At 69.8% G+C, this 16698-nt stretch carries 12 protein-coding genes and 1 tRNA gene; 3 read left to right on the plus strand and 10 right to left on the minus strand.

Annotated elements, in window-relative coordinates:
* Positions 1-14: 14 nt before the first annotated feature.
* Positions 15-88: transfer RNA gene (locus L3Q65_RS33190), tRNA-Thr, on the minus strand.
* Between the two features lie 127 nt (positions 89-215).
* On the opposite strand from L3Q65_RS33190, the gene L3Q65_RS33195 reads away from it, so the two are divergent.
* A complete protein-coding gene (locus L3Q65_RS33195; protein ID WP_237597496.1) occupies positions 216-1904 on the plus strand; it encodes a hypothetical protein in 1689 nt (562 codons plus the stop codon).
* Positions 1905-1998: 94 nt separating this feature from the next.
* Here L3Q65_RS33195 and L3Q65_RS33200 read toward each other — a convergent pair whose 3' ends face one another.
* From L3Q65_RS33200 to topA, 6 genes are all read right to left on the minus strand, one after another.
* Positions 1999-3198, minus strand: coding sequence for a DNA polymerase III subunit delta' (locus tag L3Q65_RS33200; RefSeq protein WP_237597497.1), 1200 nt, complete (start codon positions 3196-3198; stop codon positions 1999-2001).
* A complete protein-coding gene (locus L3Q65_RS33205; protein ID WP_182895817.1) occupies positions 3195-5336 on the minus strand; it encodes a dTMP kinase in 2142 nt (713 codons plus the stop codon). Before L3Q65_RS33205 ends, L3Q65_RS33200 begins: the two co-directional genes overlap by 4 nt.
* A gap of 148 nt (positions 5337-5484) precedes the next feature.
* The gene (locus L3Q65_RS33210) at positions 5485-6075 is read right to left on the minus strand and encodes a hypothetical protein (protein WP_220508476.1); all 591 of its coding nucleotides are present in this window, start codon (positions 6073-6075) and stop codon (positions 5485-5487) included.
* An 862-nt stretch (positions 6076-6937) separates the two neighbouring features.
* Positions 6938-7789: an ESX secretion-associated protein EspG gene (locus tag L3Q65_RS33215; RefSeq protein ID WP_237597498.1), complete on the minus strand. Its 852-nt coding sequence runs from the start codon at positions 7787-7789 to the stop codon at positions 6938-6940.
* Between the two features lie 63 nt (positions 7790-7852).
* Positions 7853-9001, minus strand: coding sequence for an MFS transporter (locus L3Q65_RS33220; RefSeq protein WP_237597499.1), 1149 nt, complete (start codon positions 8999-9001; stop codon positions 7853-7855).
* Between the two features lie 61 nt (positions 9002-9062).
* Positions 9063-11924: a type I DNA topoisomerase gene (gene topA, locus L3Q65_RS33225; protein ID WP_237597500.1), complete on the minus strand. Its 2862-nt coding sequence runs from the start codon at positions 11922-11924 to the stop codon at positions 9063-9065.
* 306 nt (positions 11925-12230) lie between these two features.
* On the opposite strand from topA, the gene L3Q65_RS33230 reads away from it, so the two are divergent.
* Positions 12231-13046: a serine protease gene (locus L3Q65_RS33230; RefSeq protein ID WP_182895822.1), complete on the plus strand. Its 816-nt coding sequence runs from the start codon at positions 12231-12233 to the stop codon at positions 13044-13046.
* 53 nt (positions 13047-13099) lie between these two features.
* On the opposite strand, the gene L3Q65_RS33235 is transcribed toward L3Q65_RS33230, so the two are convergent.
* Both L3Q65_RS33235 and L3Q65_RS33240 read right to left on the minus strand, forming a co-directional pair.
* Positions 13100-13801 (minus strand): hypothetical protein, encoded by a 702-nt coding sequence (locus tag L3Q65_RS33235; RefSeq protein ID WP_182895823.1) that lies wholly within the window; start codon positions 13799-13801, stop codon positions 13100-13102.
* Between the two features lie 64 nt (positions 13802-13865).
* Entirely contained in the window at positions 13866-15155 is a 1290-nt protein-coding gene (locus tag L3Q65_RS33240; RefSeq protein ID WP_237597501.1) for a lipase family protein, read from the minus strand.
* A 129-nt stretch (positions 15156-15284) separates the two neighbouring features.
* On the opposite strand from L3Q65_RS33240, the gene L3Q65_RS33245 reads away from it, so the two are divergent.
* The gene (locus L3Q65_RS33245; RefSeq protein WP_237597502.1) at positions 15285-16046 is read left to right on the plus strand and encodes a nucleotidyltransferase domain-containing protein; all 762 of its coding nucleotides are present in this window, start codon (positions 15285-15287) and stop codon (positions 16044-16046) included.
* Here L3Q65_RS33245 and L3Q65_RS33250 read toward each other — a convergent pair.
* Positions 16013-16600, minus strand: coding sequence for a hypothetical protein (locus L3Q65_RS33250; protein WP_182895826.1), 588 nt, complete (start codon positions 16598-16600; stop codon positions 16013-16015). The genes L3Q65_RS33245 and L3Q65_RS33250 overlap by 34 nt on opposite strands.
* Positions 16601-16698 lie beyond the last annotated feature (98 nt).

Consider the following 16698-nt stretch of genomic DNA (forward strand, 5'->3'; position numbering starts at 1 on the left):
GGCCTGACCTGCGGAGCCGCCTGGGGGAATCGAACCCCCGACCTATTCATTACGAGTGAATCGCTCTGGCCGACTGAGCTAAGGCGGCATGCCGCTGTGCGACGGTCATCAGTGTAGCGGAGGCGTGGTGCGTCACCTTGCGGGGGCCGCGTCGTTAGGCTCCTATGACTTCGGTCTCACCCCCCGACCCGGCGATCCACTGGAGGACCCGGCACATGCAGCGAAGACTGCCCCGTGCGCTGGCGGTACCCGCAACTGCCGCGTTGCTGCTGCTCCTGGCCGCGCCGGCCGGTGCGCAGGACATTCCGACGACGCCGATCCCGCAGCCGAACAACCCCTCGCAGCCGCCCGCGTCCGCGCCCATCGGGCCGCAGCCGCTCGGGCACGCGGTGGGCGACGCGGGCACGGCGCTCGGCGTTCTGCGGTTGCTGCCGAACTCGGTCACCACGAGCACGATCCTTCCCGGCTTCGGCCAGACGCTGCCGAAGCAGTCCGCGCTCGAGGCGGGCATGGGCCTGTCCAGCGCGTCGGCGAACTCGGAGGCCTACCTGGCCTACGAGAAGTCGATCGCGCAGTCGTCTCCGTTCGGGCTGGCCGTCGGGGGCCAGGCTCCGCAGACGCCGGGCAGCCTCGTGCAGACCGCGCTGCCGGACAACCCGAAGGAGATCAGCGGGGGCCTGAACGCGCCGTCGAACCCGTTGCTCAACGTCGGGCTGCTCAACGGCACCGCGCACGCCCGCTGGAGCGAATCGCTCGGCCCGTGCGTGGACACGATCGCCGACGCCAGCACGTCCGTCGCGAGCCTGTCGCTGCTGAACGTCATCCCGACGTTGCCGCAGGTCCCGTTGCTCGGCAGCGGCGGGCTGAACCTGCCGCAGGGCACCCAGCTCGCGCAGGGCTTCGACCCGAAGAGCGGGCTGCAGAGCCTCGGCGGCCTGCTGCCCGGCAGCGGCCAGACGCCCGCCGCGGGTACCGGGTCGCTGCTGAGCCTGCCGAACACGCTGTCGTCGCGGTCGCAGGTCAAGCTTGTCGACATTCCCGGTTCGAAGAACAAGGCGGTGCAGTCGAGGTCCACGCTCCAGGCGGCGGACATCAACATCCTCAAGGGCACCCCGCTCGAGCTGAACCTCAAGGTGGCCAGCCAGCCGACGCTCACCGTCACCTCCACTGGCGACGCGAAGACGTCCAAGGTGGACTACCAGGCTCCGGTGATCACCATCGCGGCCGGCGGCAAGACGCTGTACACGCTCGACGCGGCGCACCCGACCAAGGACATCCCGATCGGCCTGCCGCTCTCGCAGCTGAGCGACCAGTTCGGCGCGCTGGACAACGTGCCGGTGGTCGGCGGTCTCGTCGCCACCGCGACGAAGGGCCTGCAGCAGCTCGGCGACACCACCGGGAAGGTGCTCGACCTCGGCGTGCTGCGGCTGAGCATCGCGAACCTGGACCAGAAGCAGTCCGAGGCGACCACACCGTTCAAGGGCTACCAGCTGGGCGCGGCCGCGCGGCTGCTCGACGTGCAGGTGCTGCCGACGAAGAACCTGAAGGACCTGCTGCCGAAGCAGGCGGGCGACAACCTGCCCTCGTCGCTGGCGCAGTTGTCGCTCGGCGAGCAGATCGCCCGCGCCTATGCCCCGACCGGCGGCGTCGTGTGTGGTTCGACGACGACTCCGCCTGCCCCGCCGCAGGGCGGTGCCGCACCGGCGGGTCCGGTGAAGCACCTGGCCTACACGAACGGCGCGTACGACACGGTGCCGCTGTTCTGGACGGGCACGGCGATGCTGCTGATGGGCGTCGTGATGGTGGCGGCGTTCCCGAACCGGCGGCGTCCCGCGCTGGTGCTGAAGCGGCCGAACGGCGGTCCGGACACGCCGTTCAAGCCGTCGCCGCATCCGCGCGACTGAACCCAGGCAAGGAAACGGCCCTCTCGCTGACTGGCGAGGGGGCCGTTTCCGTGAGCGGCAATCCCGGTTCTAACCGTGATCGGCACTCACGAGGTCAGCCTTGGCGGAGGGTGGTGACCATGGCTTCCACGGCGATCCGCGGCTTCACGTTCAGCCCGATCGCCTCGCGGCACTCCAGCACGGCTTCCAGGCGGCGCAGCGTCGACTCCGGCGACCAGGAAGCCGCGGCCGAGTTGATCTGGTCCGCGTGGTCTGGATGCGTCAACGTCGCGCCGGAACGCGTGGTCGTCACCAGGACGTCGCGGTAGAAGCCTGCCAGGTCGACCAACGCGAGGTCGAGCGTGTCGCGCTGGGTTCGCGTCGCGCGGGACTTCTGGCGCTTCTCCAGCTGCTTGACCGCGGCCTCGGCGGCGCGTTTCGCTCCGGCGACGCCCTTGCCAGTGCCGTCGCCGCCCATCGCGGTACGCAGTTCGGAACGTTCCTGCTCGTCGCGTCCCTTGCTTTCCTCGCCCGCGTCCGCTTCCGCCGCGCTGATCAGCTGGTCAGCGCTGGTGAAAACGTCGTCCGGACGGCGCAATCCGAGCGGAATCCGCAGCACGGTGGCGCGACGCTGCCGAGCGGCTTCATCGGTGGCGAGGCGACGCGCGCGGCCGACGTGGCCGTTGCACACCGCTGCGGCCCAGTTGGCGCGCTCAGGCTCGACGCCGTCCCGGGAGATCAGCACCTGCGCGATCGCCTCGGCGGGCGGGGTGCGCAGCGGAACCAACCGGCACCGCGAACGGATGGTGACCGAGACGTCCTCCGGGTGATCCGACGGCGCGCACAACAGGAAAACTGTGCGGGCGGGCGGCTCTTCCACGGCTTTGAGCAGCGCGTTCGAAGCGCCCTCGGTGAGCCGGTCGGCGTCCTCGATGATCACGACCTGCCACTCACCGGTCGTCGGCCGGCGCGCCGCCGCTTGCACGAGCGCGCGCATCTCAGCGACCGAAATGGACAGTCCTTCCGGGACGACCAGCCGCACGTCCGCGTGGGTCCCGGCCATCGTCGTACGGCAGCCGGGGCAAGCGCCGCAACCGGTCCCGGTGCTGCACTGCAGGGCCGCGGCGAATGTGCGCGCGGCGACCGAACGGCCGGATCCCGGCGGTCCGGTCAGCAGCCAGGCGTGTGTCATCGCCGCTGGCGCGACAGCTTCTCCGGCAACGATCTTGGCCGCCGCGGCTGCCGCGGCGGACAGCGTTTCCACGGCAGGCTCCTGGCCGACAAGCTCAGTCCAGACACCGATCGGGGTCGTCACCGATCCTCCACTTTGGACACCGCGGGCAGCGCGTCCGCGCCGTTCTGCGTCGCTTCCGCTTCGGCGGCCGCCGCCTCGGCGACGTCCGCGACAGCCGCGTCTTCGGGCTCTTCCTCCGGCGGTTCCGCGGGCGCGAGCCCGGCGAGCGAGCCGACGAAGACCGACTGGACGGCGCTGCGGACGCGGCCCGCGACGTCGCCGTCGGAGCCCTCGGCGTCGACCACCACGTACCGGTCCGGGTCGGCGGCGGCCATCTCGGCGAGCAGCTTCTGCACCCAGAGCTGGTCCTTCAGCGACGGCTGCGGGTCATCCGGATGCTCGGAGTCGAGCAGCACGGTGAGGTCCGGGCGGAGACGTCCGGTGGCCCAGTCGACCAGGCCTTCCAGCTCGTCGCGGTCCAGCTCGCCCGCCGCGGACAGCGACGCGAGCGGGGAGTCGACAAAGCGTTCCATGACGACCACGGACCCGGCGTCGAGCGCGGGCTGGATCTGGCGTTCCACCAGCTCAGCGCGCACGGCCGCGGCGACGAGCGCCTGCGCGCGCACCCCGGTGAGCGCCGCGTCCGAGACGAGCGTGCGGAAGCGCTGTTCGCCGAGCGCCGGATCGGCGGTGAGGACAACCGGCCGGGTGCCGGTGCCGAGCCACCGCGCGAGGCGAGCGGCCTGCTCGGCGGTGTTGACCGCGGTGGTGCCCTCGATGGCGATCAGGAAGCCGTTGACGCGGCGCGGGTTGCGGCGCAGCGCGTTGCGCAGGTCGCTGAAGATCTTCTCGGTGCGCCGCTCGTCCATCTGCCGGTAAGCGATGATCCCGAGCAGCACGGCGAGCAGGCCGCCGCCGAGGATGACCGGACGGGTGCCGTCGACGATGATCGGCGTGCCGAAGAGGGTGACGTTGCGCTGCCGGACCAGGCCGATCAGCACCGGCGTGACCACCGTCGCGCCGAACAGCACGATCTTGAGCATCGCCTGATAGATCGCGTTGATCCGGCCGCGGATCGCGTCCTCGACGCGGGAGCCGATGATCGTGACACCGGTGAGGAAGGCGGTGCCGGCGCAGATGCCGACGAAGGCGACCGCGCCGACCGAGATCGCCAGGTGCGGCGACAACGCGACGACGCCGAGCGCGAGCCCGGCGAGGACGATCGAGATGCCGAACAGCCGGTCGTGCGGGAGCCGGTGCGCGAGCTTCGGGGCCAGCGCCATGCCGAGCGCCAGGCCGATGAAGACAGCCAGCATCAGCAGGTTGAACGCCGCGTCGCCACCGAGCAGGGACGACGAGTACGGCTTGGCCGCGCCGATGACCGCGCCGCCGGCCGCGAACGCGCCGAAGGCACCGATCAGCAGACCGCGGACGATCGGCGTGCTGCGGACGAACTTCAGCCCGTCGCGCATCATCGCCCCGAAGCCGAACTTCTCCTCGTCGGCCCGCTTGACCTTCTGCTGCGGCGTCGAGTGCACGTCGCGCAGGGACAGCTCGGGGATGCGGGTGGCGACGAGAATGCCGCTGATCAGGTACAGCAGGCCGGTGATGACGACGACGACCTTGGCGATGTACAGGTCGACGCCGGGGCCCTGGAACAGGTGGAACGTGGAGTTCGCGCCCTGGATCAGCGCGTTCGCCCCGGCGGCGGTGATGACGGCGAGGCCGTAGGTCATCACCATGCCGAGCTGGTTGGCGGTCTCGACCTGCTCGGGGCGGCGCAGCAGGTTCGGCACCGCCGCGTCCTTGGACGGGATCCACATGATCGAACAGCAGCCGACCAGGAAGTTCGCCACGAACAGCCACCACGGCGCCCCGACGACGGCGATCGACAGCAGGAACCCGCAGCGCAGCAGGTCGCAGATGACCATGATCTTGCGCCGGTCGAACCGGTCCGCGAGCAGGCCGCCGACCGGCGCGAATAGCAGACCGGGCAGCAGCGCGGTGACGATGACGCCGACGAACGCGTAGTTCTGCGCGGAGTAGTTGTCGAGGAGTTTGGTGCTCAGGCTGGTGAGGTTCAGCAGGTTCAGCCAGTCGGCGACACTGCACAGATACGTGACGCCCCACAGCCGACGAAACGGTTTGATCGCCAGCACTCGGCGGGCCCGGTGAATCGTGGACGTCCCGCCCGATCCGCCCGGGCCGGTGCCAGGCACCGACCGTACGCCCTCGCTGATACGCCCACCCCACTTGTCACGGCGGAGTCAGGCGACCCCTGCGGATCCCCCGACCGTGTAGCCGCCAGGGTAGTCCCGCCGCGCACGCGAGTACGGCACGCCCCGTGATATACGAGGTCAGCGGGGGTCAGCCGAACAGCCCCTTCACACTGCTCACCAGGCTAGCGATGAGCTCGATCGCGACAATTCCGAACACGATGAGCAACACCACAGCGAGCACCACGCCCGCCGTGCTGCTGGAGGGACGCCCGAAGCTGGGCATGCTGATCGAGGGCAGCCCACGCCGGCTCTGCCGCTCGGCGAGCTCTTCCTCGATGTCGTCGTCGGCGATCTCGGTAACCCGCTTCGGCCGCGGCCGGGGCACCTTCTTCAGCAACTGCGGAGCCTTGGTCGGCCACGTCCGCTGCCGGGGCAGCAACCCGAGAGGAACCAGATCCGGCCGGTCGGAAGGCGGAATCGGATTCGGCGTCTTGACGACTTCCTTCTTCTTGGCTTCCTCTTTCAGCGCGGCCTCGACCATCCGCTTGACCTCTTCGGGGTCGTGCTGAACCGGCTTGGCGGTCGGCAACGGCCGAGGCGCACGGCTGGACGCCATCTCGAACCCGGACAACGGATCGGAGAACCGCTCGCCCCCGACCTCGCCGACGTCGCCGGCCAACGTCCCGTCCCGGTCGGGCCCGGAGGCGGGAAAAAACGGAGTCCCGTCGCTCGTGCTCATGGTGACCACCTCACTACGGAATGTCCGCCGAGTCCAGTGTCGGCGAGAGTACCGGTCCCCGCATCCACCCAATGGCCGCAGAACCACTACTGCCCGCGCCCGGGGGAAGGCACGCCACCCGGACCAGTGACCGCCGACAGACGGCCGGGTGGAGGGGTTTTGACAGGCCGGAACTGATCGGGTTGAGGGTGGAGCAGGGTTGGATTTTAGGGGGCACGGCTGGCTGGTTGTGGGGGCTGGGGTGACCGGCGGGCACGGCTGGCTGATTGCCAGGCGCCGGGGTGACCGGCGGGCACGGCTGGCTGATTGCAGGGGCCGGAGTGACCGGTGAGCACGGCTGGCTGATTGCACGGGCCGGAGTGACCGGTGAGCACGGCTGGCTGGCAGGGCAAGTCGGCTTGACTGACAAGCCCTGCCGAACTGCCAGCCAAGCCAACAGAGCCTCGCGCACACGAAGCGTGCGAGACGTCGGCAACTCGGCAAGGCGGCCTTGGCTGGGAGCCCTGCCGGATTGCCGATCACCCCGCGCCCTGGCGGCCCGACTGGCCTCGCCCACCGGGCCGCCAGGGCGCGCTTGCCACGTCGACCGGTGCCAGATCGGCCGGGCCGGTCGGCGTAGACGAACCGACCGGGTCCGCCCCGAGCGGACACTGAGCGCCACCGAGCCAGGCTCACCCCAGCCAACCGCGGCCGAAGCGCAGCCTCGACCAGCGCAGTTCGGCCTGGCTGGCCCACCGACGCTCAGCCAGACCGACCCCGGCTCCAGCCGAACCACCCCGGCCCCAGCCAGACCGCCCCGAGCCCGGCCCGACAGGCCCCGGACTCCGCCGACCAAAACCAGTCCGGCCGTCATCACCTCCGCTCAAGCATGGCTGCGCACCGCCTCGACGATCCAGGCCTCCGCGGTCCCCCGGGTAGCCGGGGACCACGTCACCACCCATCCGCCGCCCGCTCCCCGCGGCGCGGCCCGGAACTGGTACCGCCCCTGGTCGTTGTCCACCAATCCGAACGCGCCGTGCGGGTACTCCGCCAGCACCGCGTCCCGTACGGCCAGGTCCACCAGCACCGTCCCCTGCCGGGGCCGGGCCACTGCTTGCCGGATGACGTCCAGGTCTCCCCATGCCGCCCTCGGGATCAGGCCGCTGTCGTCCGTCTCTATGCGCACGGCGGGCCCAGGGCCGGGCGGACGGTCCGGCAGACCGTCGAACACCCATCCGGGCAGGGCGCTGAGCATCCCGGACCGCAGCCGCGCCCGGCGGCCCAGTTTGCTCATCACCGTGGTGAAGTCCTCGTCTCCGAAGAACCGCACCTCCCACGGCTCCTCGCTCGCCGGGAACACCCCGGTGACCACTCCCCGGATGAATCCGCCGCGCAGCACTCGGTACAACTCGACCGCTTCGGCGGTCACCTCGCCGTCGGCGGCGAGACCGAGCGCGGCCATCCCGGCGACGAATCGCGTGTACTGCTCCACCTCCTCGGCCAGCCCGGCTCCGAGCATCGGCCCGAACGACTGCCGGACCTCGTCGGCCAAGCTCAGTCCCGAAGCCGCTCCGGCGGGCTCCTCCTCGGCCAGCACGGGCGGCACCTCGAAATGCGGGTCGTAGAACTCCATCACCGAAGGCCGCTGCGGCATCTCGGCCCGCAGCGGTCCGATGACCTCGTCGATGACGTCGAAGACGACGGGTGCTGAACTGCTCACCCCGTCATTGAACACCCTGGTACCGACAATTTCTCGAACTTTTGTTCGAGTCAACCCATCCGTGCGCCGAGCGGTCGGTCAACGCCGCGACACCGGCTCGCCGACACGCATCGTGGGTGCGAGGAAACCGACCGTGACCACGAGGGCTCCGACAACGGCGAGCGTCCAGTGCAGGCCGATCCCGCCGCTCAGGCCGCTGACCAGCACCGGGCCGGCGAGGAACCCGAGGTATCCGCACGCCGCGACGGCCGCGATCGCGCGACCGGGCGCTTCCGGCTGCTTGCGTCCGGCCGCGCTCCACGCGAGCGGCACGATCCCGGACACACCGAGCCCGACCACGGCGAACCCGATCACCGCGAGCACCGGCACCGGAACAGCGACCACCAGCAGGAACCCGGCGACCGTCACCGCGGTCGCGACCCGCATGAACAGCACGCCGCCGACGCGCTCGACGACCCGGTCGGCCACCGTGCGCACAGCGATCATCGTGATCGAGAACGCGAAGTAGCCCAGCGACGCGACGGCCGCGCTCGCTGTGGTGACCTCCCGGAGGTAGACCGCGCTCCAGTCGTTCACCGTGCCCTCCGCGACGAAACCGCAGAACGCGATCACGCCCAACGGGATCAACGCCTTGCTGGGCAAGGCGAACGCCGCCTCGCCCTGTCCACGGTCAGCACCCGGCAAGAACTGCGAAGCAGCGAAAATCCCGAGCACCAGCAGCACCACGCCAGCACCGGTGAAGTGCGCTTCGATCGGCACCCGCCAGAGCTCCATCAGCGCCGCGACGCCCGACCCCGCCAATCCGCCGATGTTCCAGAAAGCGTGGAACCCAGCGAAAATCGGCCGCCCGTAAGCCTCTTCGACGCGCGCGGCGTGCGCGTTCATCGAGACGTCCAGCAGGCTGTTGCCCACTCCGAGCACCACGAGCGCGGCGACGAACAACGGCAGGTCCGGCGCGAAGGCGACGAGCGGCAATCCGCCGCACAACACCGCGGCCCCGCAAAGAACCCCGCGCCTGCTGCCGATCTTCGTGATCAACGGCCCCGCGGCCAGCAAGGCGACCACCGATCCGGTGGCGAGTCCGAACAGGCCGATCCCGAGTTCTCCAGCGCTGAGGCCGAGTTTCCCTTGCACCGCAGGCACTCGAGCCGCCCACGAAGCGAATGCCGCACCGCACACCGCGAAAGCCACGGAAACCGCGGCACGAGCGCGCTGTGTCTCCCCCATCCATCCCCCTGACACGAGAAAGGGCCACCCGGAGTTTTCCAGGTGGCCCTTCAGATCCTCGTTACTTCGACTTCGTCGCCGTGCTGCTCCGCTTCGCCGGCGCCTTCTTCGCAGTAGTCGACTTCGCCGCTGTCGACTTCGTCGTGGTCGACTTCGCCGGAGCCTTGCGCGTCGTCCGCTTCTTCGGAGCCGGCCCCTTCGCGCGCTTCTCCGCCAGCAGTTCAGCCCCGCGCTCCGCGGTGAGTTCCTCGATGCTGTCGGACTTCCGCAGCGTCGCGTTGTACTCGCCGTCGGTCACGTACGGGCCGAAGCGACCGTCCTTGACCACCATCGGCTTGCCCGACACCGGGTCGTCGCCGAGTTCCTTGAGCGGCGGACGCGCAGTGGCCGACCGGCCGCGCTGCTTCGGCTCCGAATAGATCTTCAGCGCCTCTTCCAGCGTGATCGAGAACAGCTGGTCCTCGGTCTGGATCGACCGCGAGTCCGTGCCCTTCTTCAGGTACGGCCCGTAGCGGCCGTTCTGCGCGGTGATCTCGTCGCCCGACTCCGGATCCTTGCCCACGACGCGCGGCAGCGAAAGCAGCTTCAGCGCGTCGTCGAGCGTGATCGTCTCGATCGACATCGACTTGAACAGCGAGCCCGTACGCGGCTTCGGCAGCTTCGCCTTCGCGGCCTTCTTCTGCGCCGCCGTGGCGTCCTCGGGCAGCTCCGGCTCAGGCAGCAGCTCGGTGACGTACGGGCCGAAGCGACCTTCCTTCGCCACGATCTCGTGCCCGCTGACCGGGTCGGTGCCCAGCACGCGGCCTTCCTGCGGCGTCGCGAAGAGCTTCTCCGCGATCTCCGCGGTCAGCTCGTCCGGCGGCAGGTCTTCAGGCAGGTTCGCGCGCTGCGACTCGCCGTTGACCTCGCGCTCCAGATACGGCCCATACCGGCCGACGCGCACCACGACCTGGTGGCCTTCGGCGTCGCTGAACATCGGGATCGAGTTGATCTCGCGCGCGTCGATGCCCTCGACGCTGCCGTCGACCAGCTTCTTCAGCCCGCCGAGCCGGCCGACCGAGCCCTCGACGCCGAAGTCCCCGCCGAAGTAGAACTTCGACAGCCATTCGACGCGGTGCTCGTCGCCGCTGGCGATGCGGTCCAGTTCGTCCTCGAGACCGGCGGTGAAGTTGTAGTCCACCAGCCGTTCGAAGTGCCGCTCCAGCAAGCCGATCACCGCGAACGCGACCCACGACGGAACCAGGGCCGAGCCCTTCTTCCAGACGTAGCCGCGGTCCTGGATGGTCTTGATGATCGACGCGTACGTCGACGGGCGGCCGATGCCCAGCTCTTCCAGCTTGCTGACGAGGCTCGGCTCGGAGTAGCGCGCGGGCGGCGACGTGGAGTGGCCGTCCGCGGACAGTTCGGGCGCGGTCAGGCCCTGGTCCTTGACCAGCACCGGAAGCCGGCTCTGCTTGTCGTCAGCCTCGCCGCCGGCCTCGCTGTCGACTGCCTCGACGTACGCCTTCAAGAAGCCGGCGAAGGTGATCGTGCGACCTGAAGCAGCGAAGGTGCACTCCTCGCCGGTCGCCGCGGTGCCCACGATGCGCACCGACATCGTGGTGCCCTTCGCGTCCGCCATCTGCGACGCGATGGTGCGCTGCCAGATCATCTCGTAGAGCCGGAACTCGTCGGTGTCCAGCTCTTTCGCGACCTGGCCCGGCGTACGGAAGACCTCGCCCGACGGACGGATCGCCTCGTGCGCTTCCTGCGCGTTCTTCACCTTGCGCGTGTACTGGCGCGGCGACGGCGAGACGTACTCCTTGCCGTACAGCTGCGTTGCCTGGCTTCGCGCGGCCGTGATCGCCGACTCCGACAGCGTCGTGGAGTCGGTACGCATATAAGTGATGTAACCGTTCTCGTACAGCTTCTGCGCGACCCGCATCGTGCGCTCGGAGGTGAAGCGCAGCTTGCGGCCCGCCTCCTGCTGCAGCGTCGACGTCATGAACGGCGCGTACGGCTTCCGCGTGTACGGCTTCTCTTCGACGCTCGCGACCTTGAAGTCACGCTCGTTCAACGCCTGGGCCAGCGCCCGCGCGTCCGACTCGCCGAGCACGCGGATATCCGCGGCGTTGCCCTTCAGCTGACCGTTGGAGTCGAAGTCGCGACCCGTCGCGAGGCGGGAGCCGTCGACCGCGACAAGACGCGCGGGGAACGTACGCGGCGAAGCGTCCGCACCGGCGTCCATGGTCGCCGAGATGTCCCAGTACGACGCCGAGGTGAAGCGCATCCGCTCGCGCTCGCGCTCCACGACGATCCGCGTCGCCACGGACTGCACGCGGCCCGCCGAGAGCTTCGGCATGACCTTCTTCCACAGGACCGGCGAGACCTCGTAGCCGTAAAGCCGGTCGAGGATGCGGCGGGTTTCCTGCGCGTCGACGAGGTCAGCGTCCAGCTCGCGGGTGGCCGCGGCGGCGGCCTGGATGGCCTGCTCGGTGACCTCGTGGAAGACCATCCGGCGCACCGGGACCTTGGGCTTCAAGGTCTCCAGCAGGTGCCAGGCGATGGCCTCGCCCTCGCGGTCGGGGTCCGTCGCGAGGTAGAGCTCGTCGACGTCCTTCAGCAGCCCCTTCAGCTCGGTGACCTTGGACTTCTTGTCCGGGGTGACGATGTAGAGCGGCTTGAAGTCGTTGTCGATGTCGACGCCGAGCCGGGCCCACGATTCGCCCTTGTACTGCGCGGGGACGTCAGCGGCGCCCCGGGGCAGGTCCCGGATGTGCCCGACGGAGGACTCGACGACGTAGTTGCCGCCGAGATAGGGGGCGATCTTGCGGGCCTTGGTTGGCGACTCGACGATCACCAGCCGGCGTCGATCGGCACCGTTGCCCCCGGTACCGCTCTTCTTGGTCCGTGTTCCTGCCACGCTGCCCTGCTCTCCACTCATCTCCGCGCCGCCGCAGCGGCGCTCTCACCCCTGCACCAGAGGGGTACTGCGCCCGCGTCTCGACCTGTCAGTGTGCACGTCCCCGGTGTCCGCGCAGCGCCGAGGTGCCCTGACGAGCCGCCGGGGCCTTGCCCGTCGGATCGCCGCTGACCTCGGCGATGTTTCTCCTCCACACCTAGCACGTGATGTCGGACACGTGCCGTGCAGGGTAACCGGTCATAGCACCGATACCCTCCGTTAGACGGTGGCGGGTCCAAGTCTGGCGACGGTTCACTTATTCCTCCCCCCAGCCGAAAGGAACCCACCATGATCCGCCGACTGGTTGGCGCCGCGATCGCCGTCGCGGCGACATTCGCGCTGGTCACCGCCCCTGAAGCAAGTGCGGCGACCACCACGTTCACCGGTGCCGTGGCGCTGTCCAACTGCTCCGGTTCGGTCGTGAAACCGGCCGCCACGCCGATGGACGCGCCCGCGATGGTCCTGTCGAACGGGCACTGTCTCGAGGAAGGAATGCCCGATCCGGGGCAGGTGATCGTCGGGCAGGCCTCGAACCGCTCGTTCGACCTGCTTTCGCCGGACGGGCAGAGCTCGGTGGGCACCGTGACCGCGACCAAGGTCGTCTACGCGACGATGACCGACACCGACATCTCGCTCTATCAGCTGAGCGACACCTACGCCGACATCCAGCAGAAGTACAACGTGCCGCCGCTCGAACTGGTCAACACCCATCCGCAGGCGGGCACGCCGATCGACGTGGTGTCCGGGTACTGGAAGCAGATCTACTCCTGCTCGATCGACGGCTTCGTGCACGAACTGCACGAGAACAACTGGGTCTGGAAGGACTCGATCCGCTACGTGCCGGGCTGCGCGACCATCGGCGGCACCTCCGGTTCTCCGGTCGTCGACCGCAACACCGGCAAGGTCATCGGCGTGAACAACACGTCGAACGACAACGGCGAGAGCTGCACGCTGAACAACCCGTGTGAGGTCGACGAAGCGGGCAACGTGACCGTGCGGCCGAACTACAAGTACGGCCAGGAGACCTACGGAATCCCGGCCTGCCTGACCCCGGCCAACGAGATCGATCTCAACCAGCAGGGCTGCACCCTGCCGAAACCGTAGAGCGCTTCACCGGGTCCCCCATCGCTTGGCGGTGGGGGACTTTTTCTGCGCGACTACCCCACAGCCTCCAGTAAATACTGTGCAGGACTCTCCGCTGGAACGCCTCGACGCGACTCTCCCGACGTCCGTTCGCGGCGCTCCCCGGCTGGCGGCAGCTCCGGCCACGCCGCCTCCGCTCCAGCCGGAGGTTCGCCGATCAGCTCCAGCAGACCGGCCAGCTTCCGTCGCCCGCTGACGCGTACCGCAGGCTGCTCCGCCTTCGGCCCGAGCAACCGCGCGTGGACGCCCAGCGGCGCGAGCGCGCCCAGCAGCTCCTCGTGCATCCCCGGGGCCAGCGGATCGACGCCCAGCAGGTACCCGCCGGGTTCGGGACGACCTGCCGCGAGCGCCCACATCCGCAGCATCGCGCCGCTCAGCCGGAAGCCGCCGGGCACCGCCTTGCCAGAATCGTCCTCCGCCGGACCGGTGTGGCCCGGCCGCAGCCACTGTTCGGCGAGCCCGAGCAGATCGACCCGGAACGACGTGCGCACCTGCGGACTGCCGCATTCGGCCACCGCGACCTGCGCGTCCGCGCCCCGGCTGCGGCATTCGCGCGCCAGCACCCGAGCCCGCCACGACTCCTCGACCAGCACCGACAGCCGTGCCGCGGTGCGGCCGAACCCGGTGATCTGCCCTTGGCAGCACAACAGCCCGGCCAGGTCGGGCAGGCCCGGGCCGGTCGCCTCCGCCGAGAACAGCGAGATCGTCCGATCCACGCCGCGATGATAGAACACAAGTTCGATTGAAGGCGAGCCGCACGCCGAGGCTTTCCCCGATCGGTCAGCAGGTGCTGGGTGCGGGGCTCCCGGCGAACCGACCGGCGAGCCAGTCCAGCGCCGCGGGCGTGGCGGCGAGGTAATTCGCGATGTGGCCGAGCGCGGTGCCGGGCAGGACCGCGGGAAGCTGGAGGTTGTCGACTCGCACGGTCGCGCCGCGCCGGCACCAGTCGGCGGCGGTGGCCCGGACGGCCGAGGCGGGAACGATGTCGTCGTTGTCGCCGGTCGACATGAGCACCGGGGCGGACGGCGGGATGGCGCCGAGCCGGTGCGAGGCGAGGATGGCGCGGGTTTCGGGGTTCGCGTTGAGCATCGCGGTGATCGGCTCGCCGTGTGCGGTGAAGTCGCCGGAGCGATGAAAGCCGTAATCGAGCGCGGTTTCCACGACGCATTGCCCGGCGACCCTCTGGAGCATGGCCTTTCCGGCCCGGTTGAGACCGGACTGGATGATCGGCGCGGCGTGCGGATAAGCGGCGACGAGCCCGTTGAGGTAATAGCCGAGAACACCGGAAAGCAGCGTGCCGGAAAGCTTGTCGGAGAGCGCGGCGAGATCAGTGGGGGCAGCGCCCACATAGGAACCGCGGAGGTCCAGTTCCGGCGCGTAGGCACCGGCCGCCTCGGCCGCGCCGCCCGCGGCACCACCGCCCTGGGAGTATCCCCAGAACGCGACCGGACCCCCCGCTGGAGCCGGGGTGCCCGGCAGCCGCTGGGCGGCGCGGGCGGCGTCGATGACCGCGTGCCCCTCGGCGACGGGGTTGAGGTAGGCGTGCGTGCCGGGGGTGCCGAGCCCTTGGTAATCGGTCACGACGACCGCGTAGCCGCGACTGAGCAAGCTGCTCATGGCGAGGACCTCGTAGCCGGCCATGAGGTCGAACGGCGGCCGGTAGTGCACCGCTGTGTTGAGCAGTTTCGACGGCGCGCACTGATCGCCCTGCCCGTGAGTGCCGATCGCGAGAGAGACCAGCGGACGCGGTCCAGAGCCGCGCCACGCCGCGGTTGGCGCGAGCATGGTGCCGGTGACCGCGATCGGCGCGCCGTGCACGTCGGTGCTGCGGTACATGAGCCTGGTCGCCTTCGCCGGCAGCGGCAGCCCCAGCGGCGAGGGTTCGGTGCGGATCAGGTCGCCGGGCTTCCCCGCGGGCAGCGAAGCCGGCGGAGTGTAGAAGTCCGGCGCGGACGTCGCCGCGCCGGCCGGGCCGGGCGCGCCGAGCAGCCCCGCGACCGCGGCCAGTGCGGTCGCGGCCGCCCCGAGACGGCAGCGCGCTCGGTATTGCCGACGGGATGCCTGCTGCATGGCAAGTTCCTTCCTGCGCCACTGCTACGGAACGGCATGTCAGTTTCGGAACAATATGTCACCGCGAACCCGGAAACACCAGGTCGGTATATTAATACCGGCATAGCAATACCAGCCTGAGGAGGAAGCTTGTTCGAGGCCGCCGAACGCGTCCGGGTGCGTGCCGAGCTGATCGCCGCGGCCCGTCGCGACGCGGACATCACAGGCGCCGCACTGGTCGGATCGGCCGCTCGCGGCAGCGAGGACCGCTGGTCGGACATCGATCTCGTCCTTCAGCTCGCGGAAGACGCGGACGAGCCCGCAGTCGTCGCACGCTGGACTCGCTCGCTCGACGAGAAGTTCGGCGTGGCCGACACCCTCGACGTGACCTCGCGCGAGGGAGTTCGTTATCGGGTCTTCCTCCTCTATTCCTCGCTCCAGGTCGACTTGTCGTTCTGGCCCCACGATCTGTTCCGGGCCACCGAGGACGGCTTTCAGCTCGTTTTCGGCCAGGCCAACGAGCCGGCCAGCGCAGCGGCACCGGACAGCGAGCAGGTGATCGGCATGGCCTGGCTGTACGCGGTGCACGCCCGCTCGGCCATCGGCCGCGGCCGGACGTGGCAGGCCGTCCTGATGCTCGACGACCTTCGAGACCAGATCATCGCCCTGGAATGCCTGCGGCACGGCTTGAATCCTTGGCACGGACGCGAAGTCGACCGCCTGCCCGCCCCAGTGCTGGCGACGCTGCGAGACGGCCGGGCGGCGTCGGTCAGCTTGACCGAGCTCGAACGGTCTCGGCAGGCACTGCTTCAGCACTACCTCGCCGCCGTCGCGCACCATGATGCGGAGCGCGCGGTCGCCCTTCGGCGGGCACTCGATCAGCGTGGCGCGGGCGGAACCACCAACTGCTGACAGCCCGCCGCCCTCTTGCCCGCCGCGGACAGGGCTGGCGTCGCGTCCAAGCCTTTGAGGACGTCGAGCCGGGAAATCTGGTCGATAGCCGATTTGGCGTCGTCCAGCGCCGCTTTCACCGCGTCGGGCGTGTCGGCCGCGTCGAGTTTGCCGCGCACCTCGTCAGCCTGGTGCCGCACCGACGCGAACTGGCCGAGCAAAGCCGTGCGCGCCGGTTCGCCGCCGGGCAGCGGAGCGGGGCCGACCCGGTGCAGTCCGGCCACGGTCTGGTCGATGCCGGTGGCGACCGACGCCAGCAGATCGCTCGACGTGCGAGTGGCCTGCGCTGACGAACTCGGATCGATCGAGGGCAGATTCGCCAGTGCGCGAACCAGATGCGTGACCGCGCCGCAGTACCCGTCGGCCCATTTCGCGGCCGGATCGGATTGGCCCGCCGCTTCCGCGTGCCCGCCGGACACGACCTGCTCGGTCGGCGGCGGCGGTTGCCCGCAGCCCGTGAGCCCTATCCCGATTCCTGTTGCCAGCGCGGCTAAACCGGTCCACCGCGGCCGCACCCGCACCACTCCTGTCCGTCGAGATCCGTGTCCTCCGCACGGTACCGACCCGCCAGTAGTCCGCAACTCGCCCCGGGGAGCGGACGCGAACGGGCCCG

This window comes from Amycolatopsis sp. FU40, from assembly GCF_021903635.1.
GTDB classification, from domain to species: Bacteria; Actinomycetota; Actinomycetes; order Mycobacteriales; family Pseudonocardiaceae; genus Amycolatopsis; species Amycolatopsis dendrobii.

Coding starts and splice junctions, on each gene's coding strand:
- L3Q65_RS33195 (WP_237597496.1), top strand. CDS start 216: ATGCAGCGAAGACTGCCCCGTGCGCTGGCGGTACCCGCAACTGCCGCG.
- L3Q65_RS33210 (WP_220508476.1), bottom strand. CDS start 6,075: ATGAGCACGAGCGACGGGACTCCGTTTTTTCCCGCCTCCGGGCCCGAC.
- L3Q65_RS33220 (WP_237597499.1), bottom strand. CDS start 9,001: ATGGGGGAGACACAGCGCGCTCGTGCCGCGGTTTCCGTGGCTTTCGCG.
- topA (WP_237597500.1), bottom strand. CDS start 11,924: ATGAGTGGAGAGCAGGGCAGCGTGGCAGGAACACGGACCAAGAAGAGC.
- L3Q65_RS33230 (WP_182895822.1), top strand. CDS start 12,231: ATGATCCGCCGACTGGTTGGCGCCGCGATCGCCGTCGCGGCGACATTC.
- L3Q65_RS33240 (WP_237597501.1), bottom strand. CDS start 15,155: ATGCAGCAGGCATCCCGTCGGCAATACCGAGCGCGCTGCCGTCTCGGG.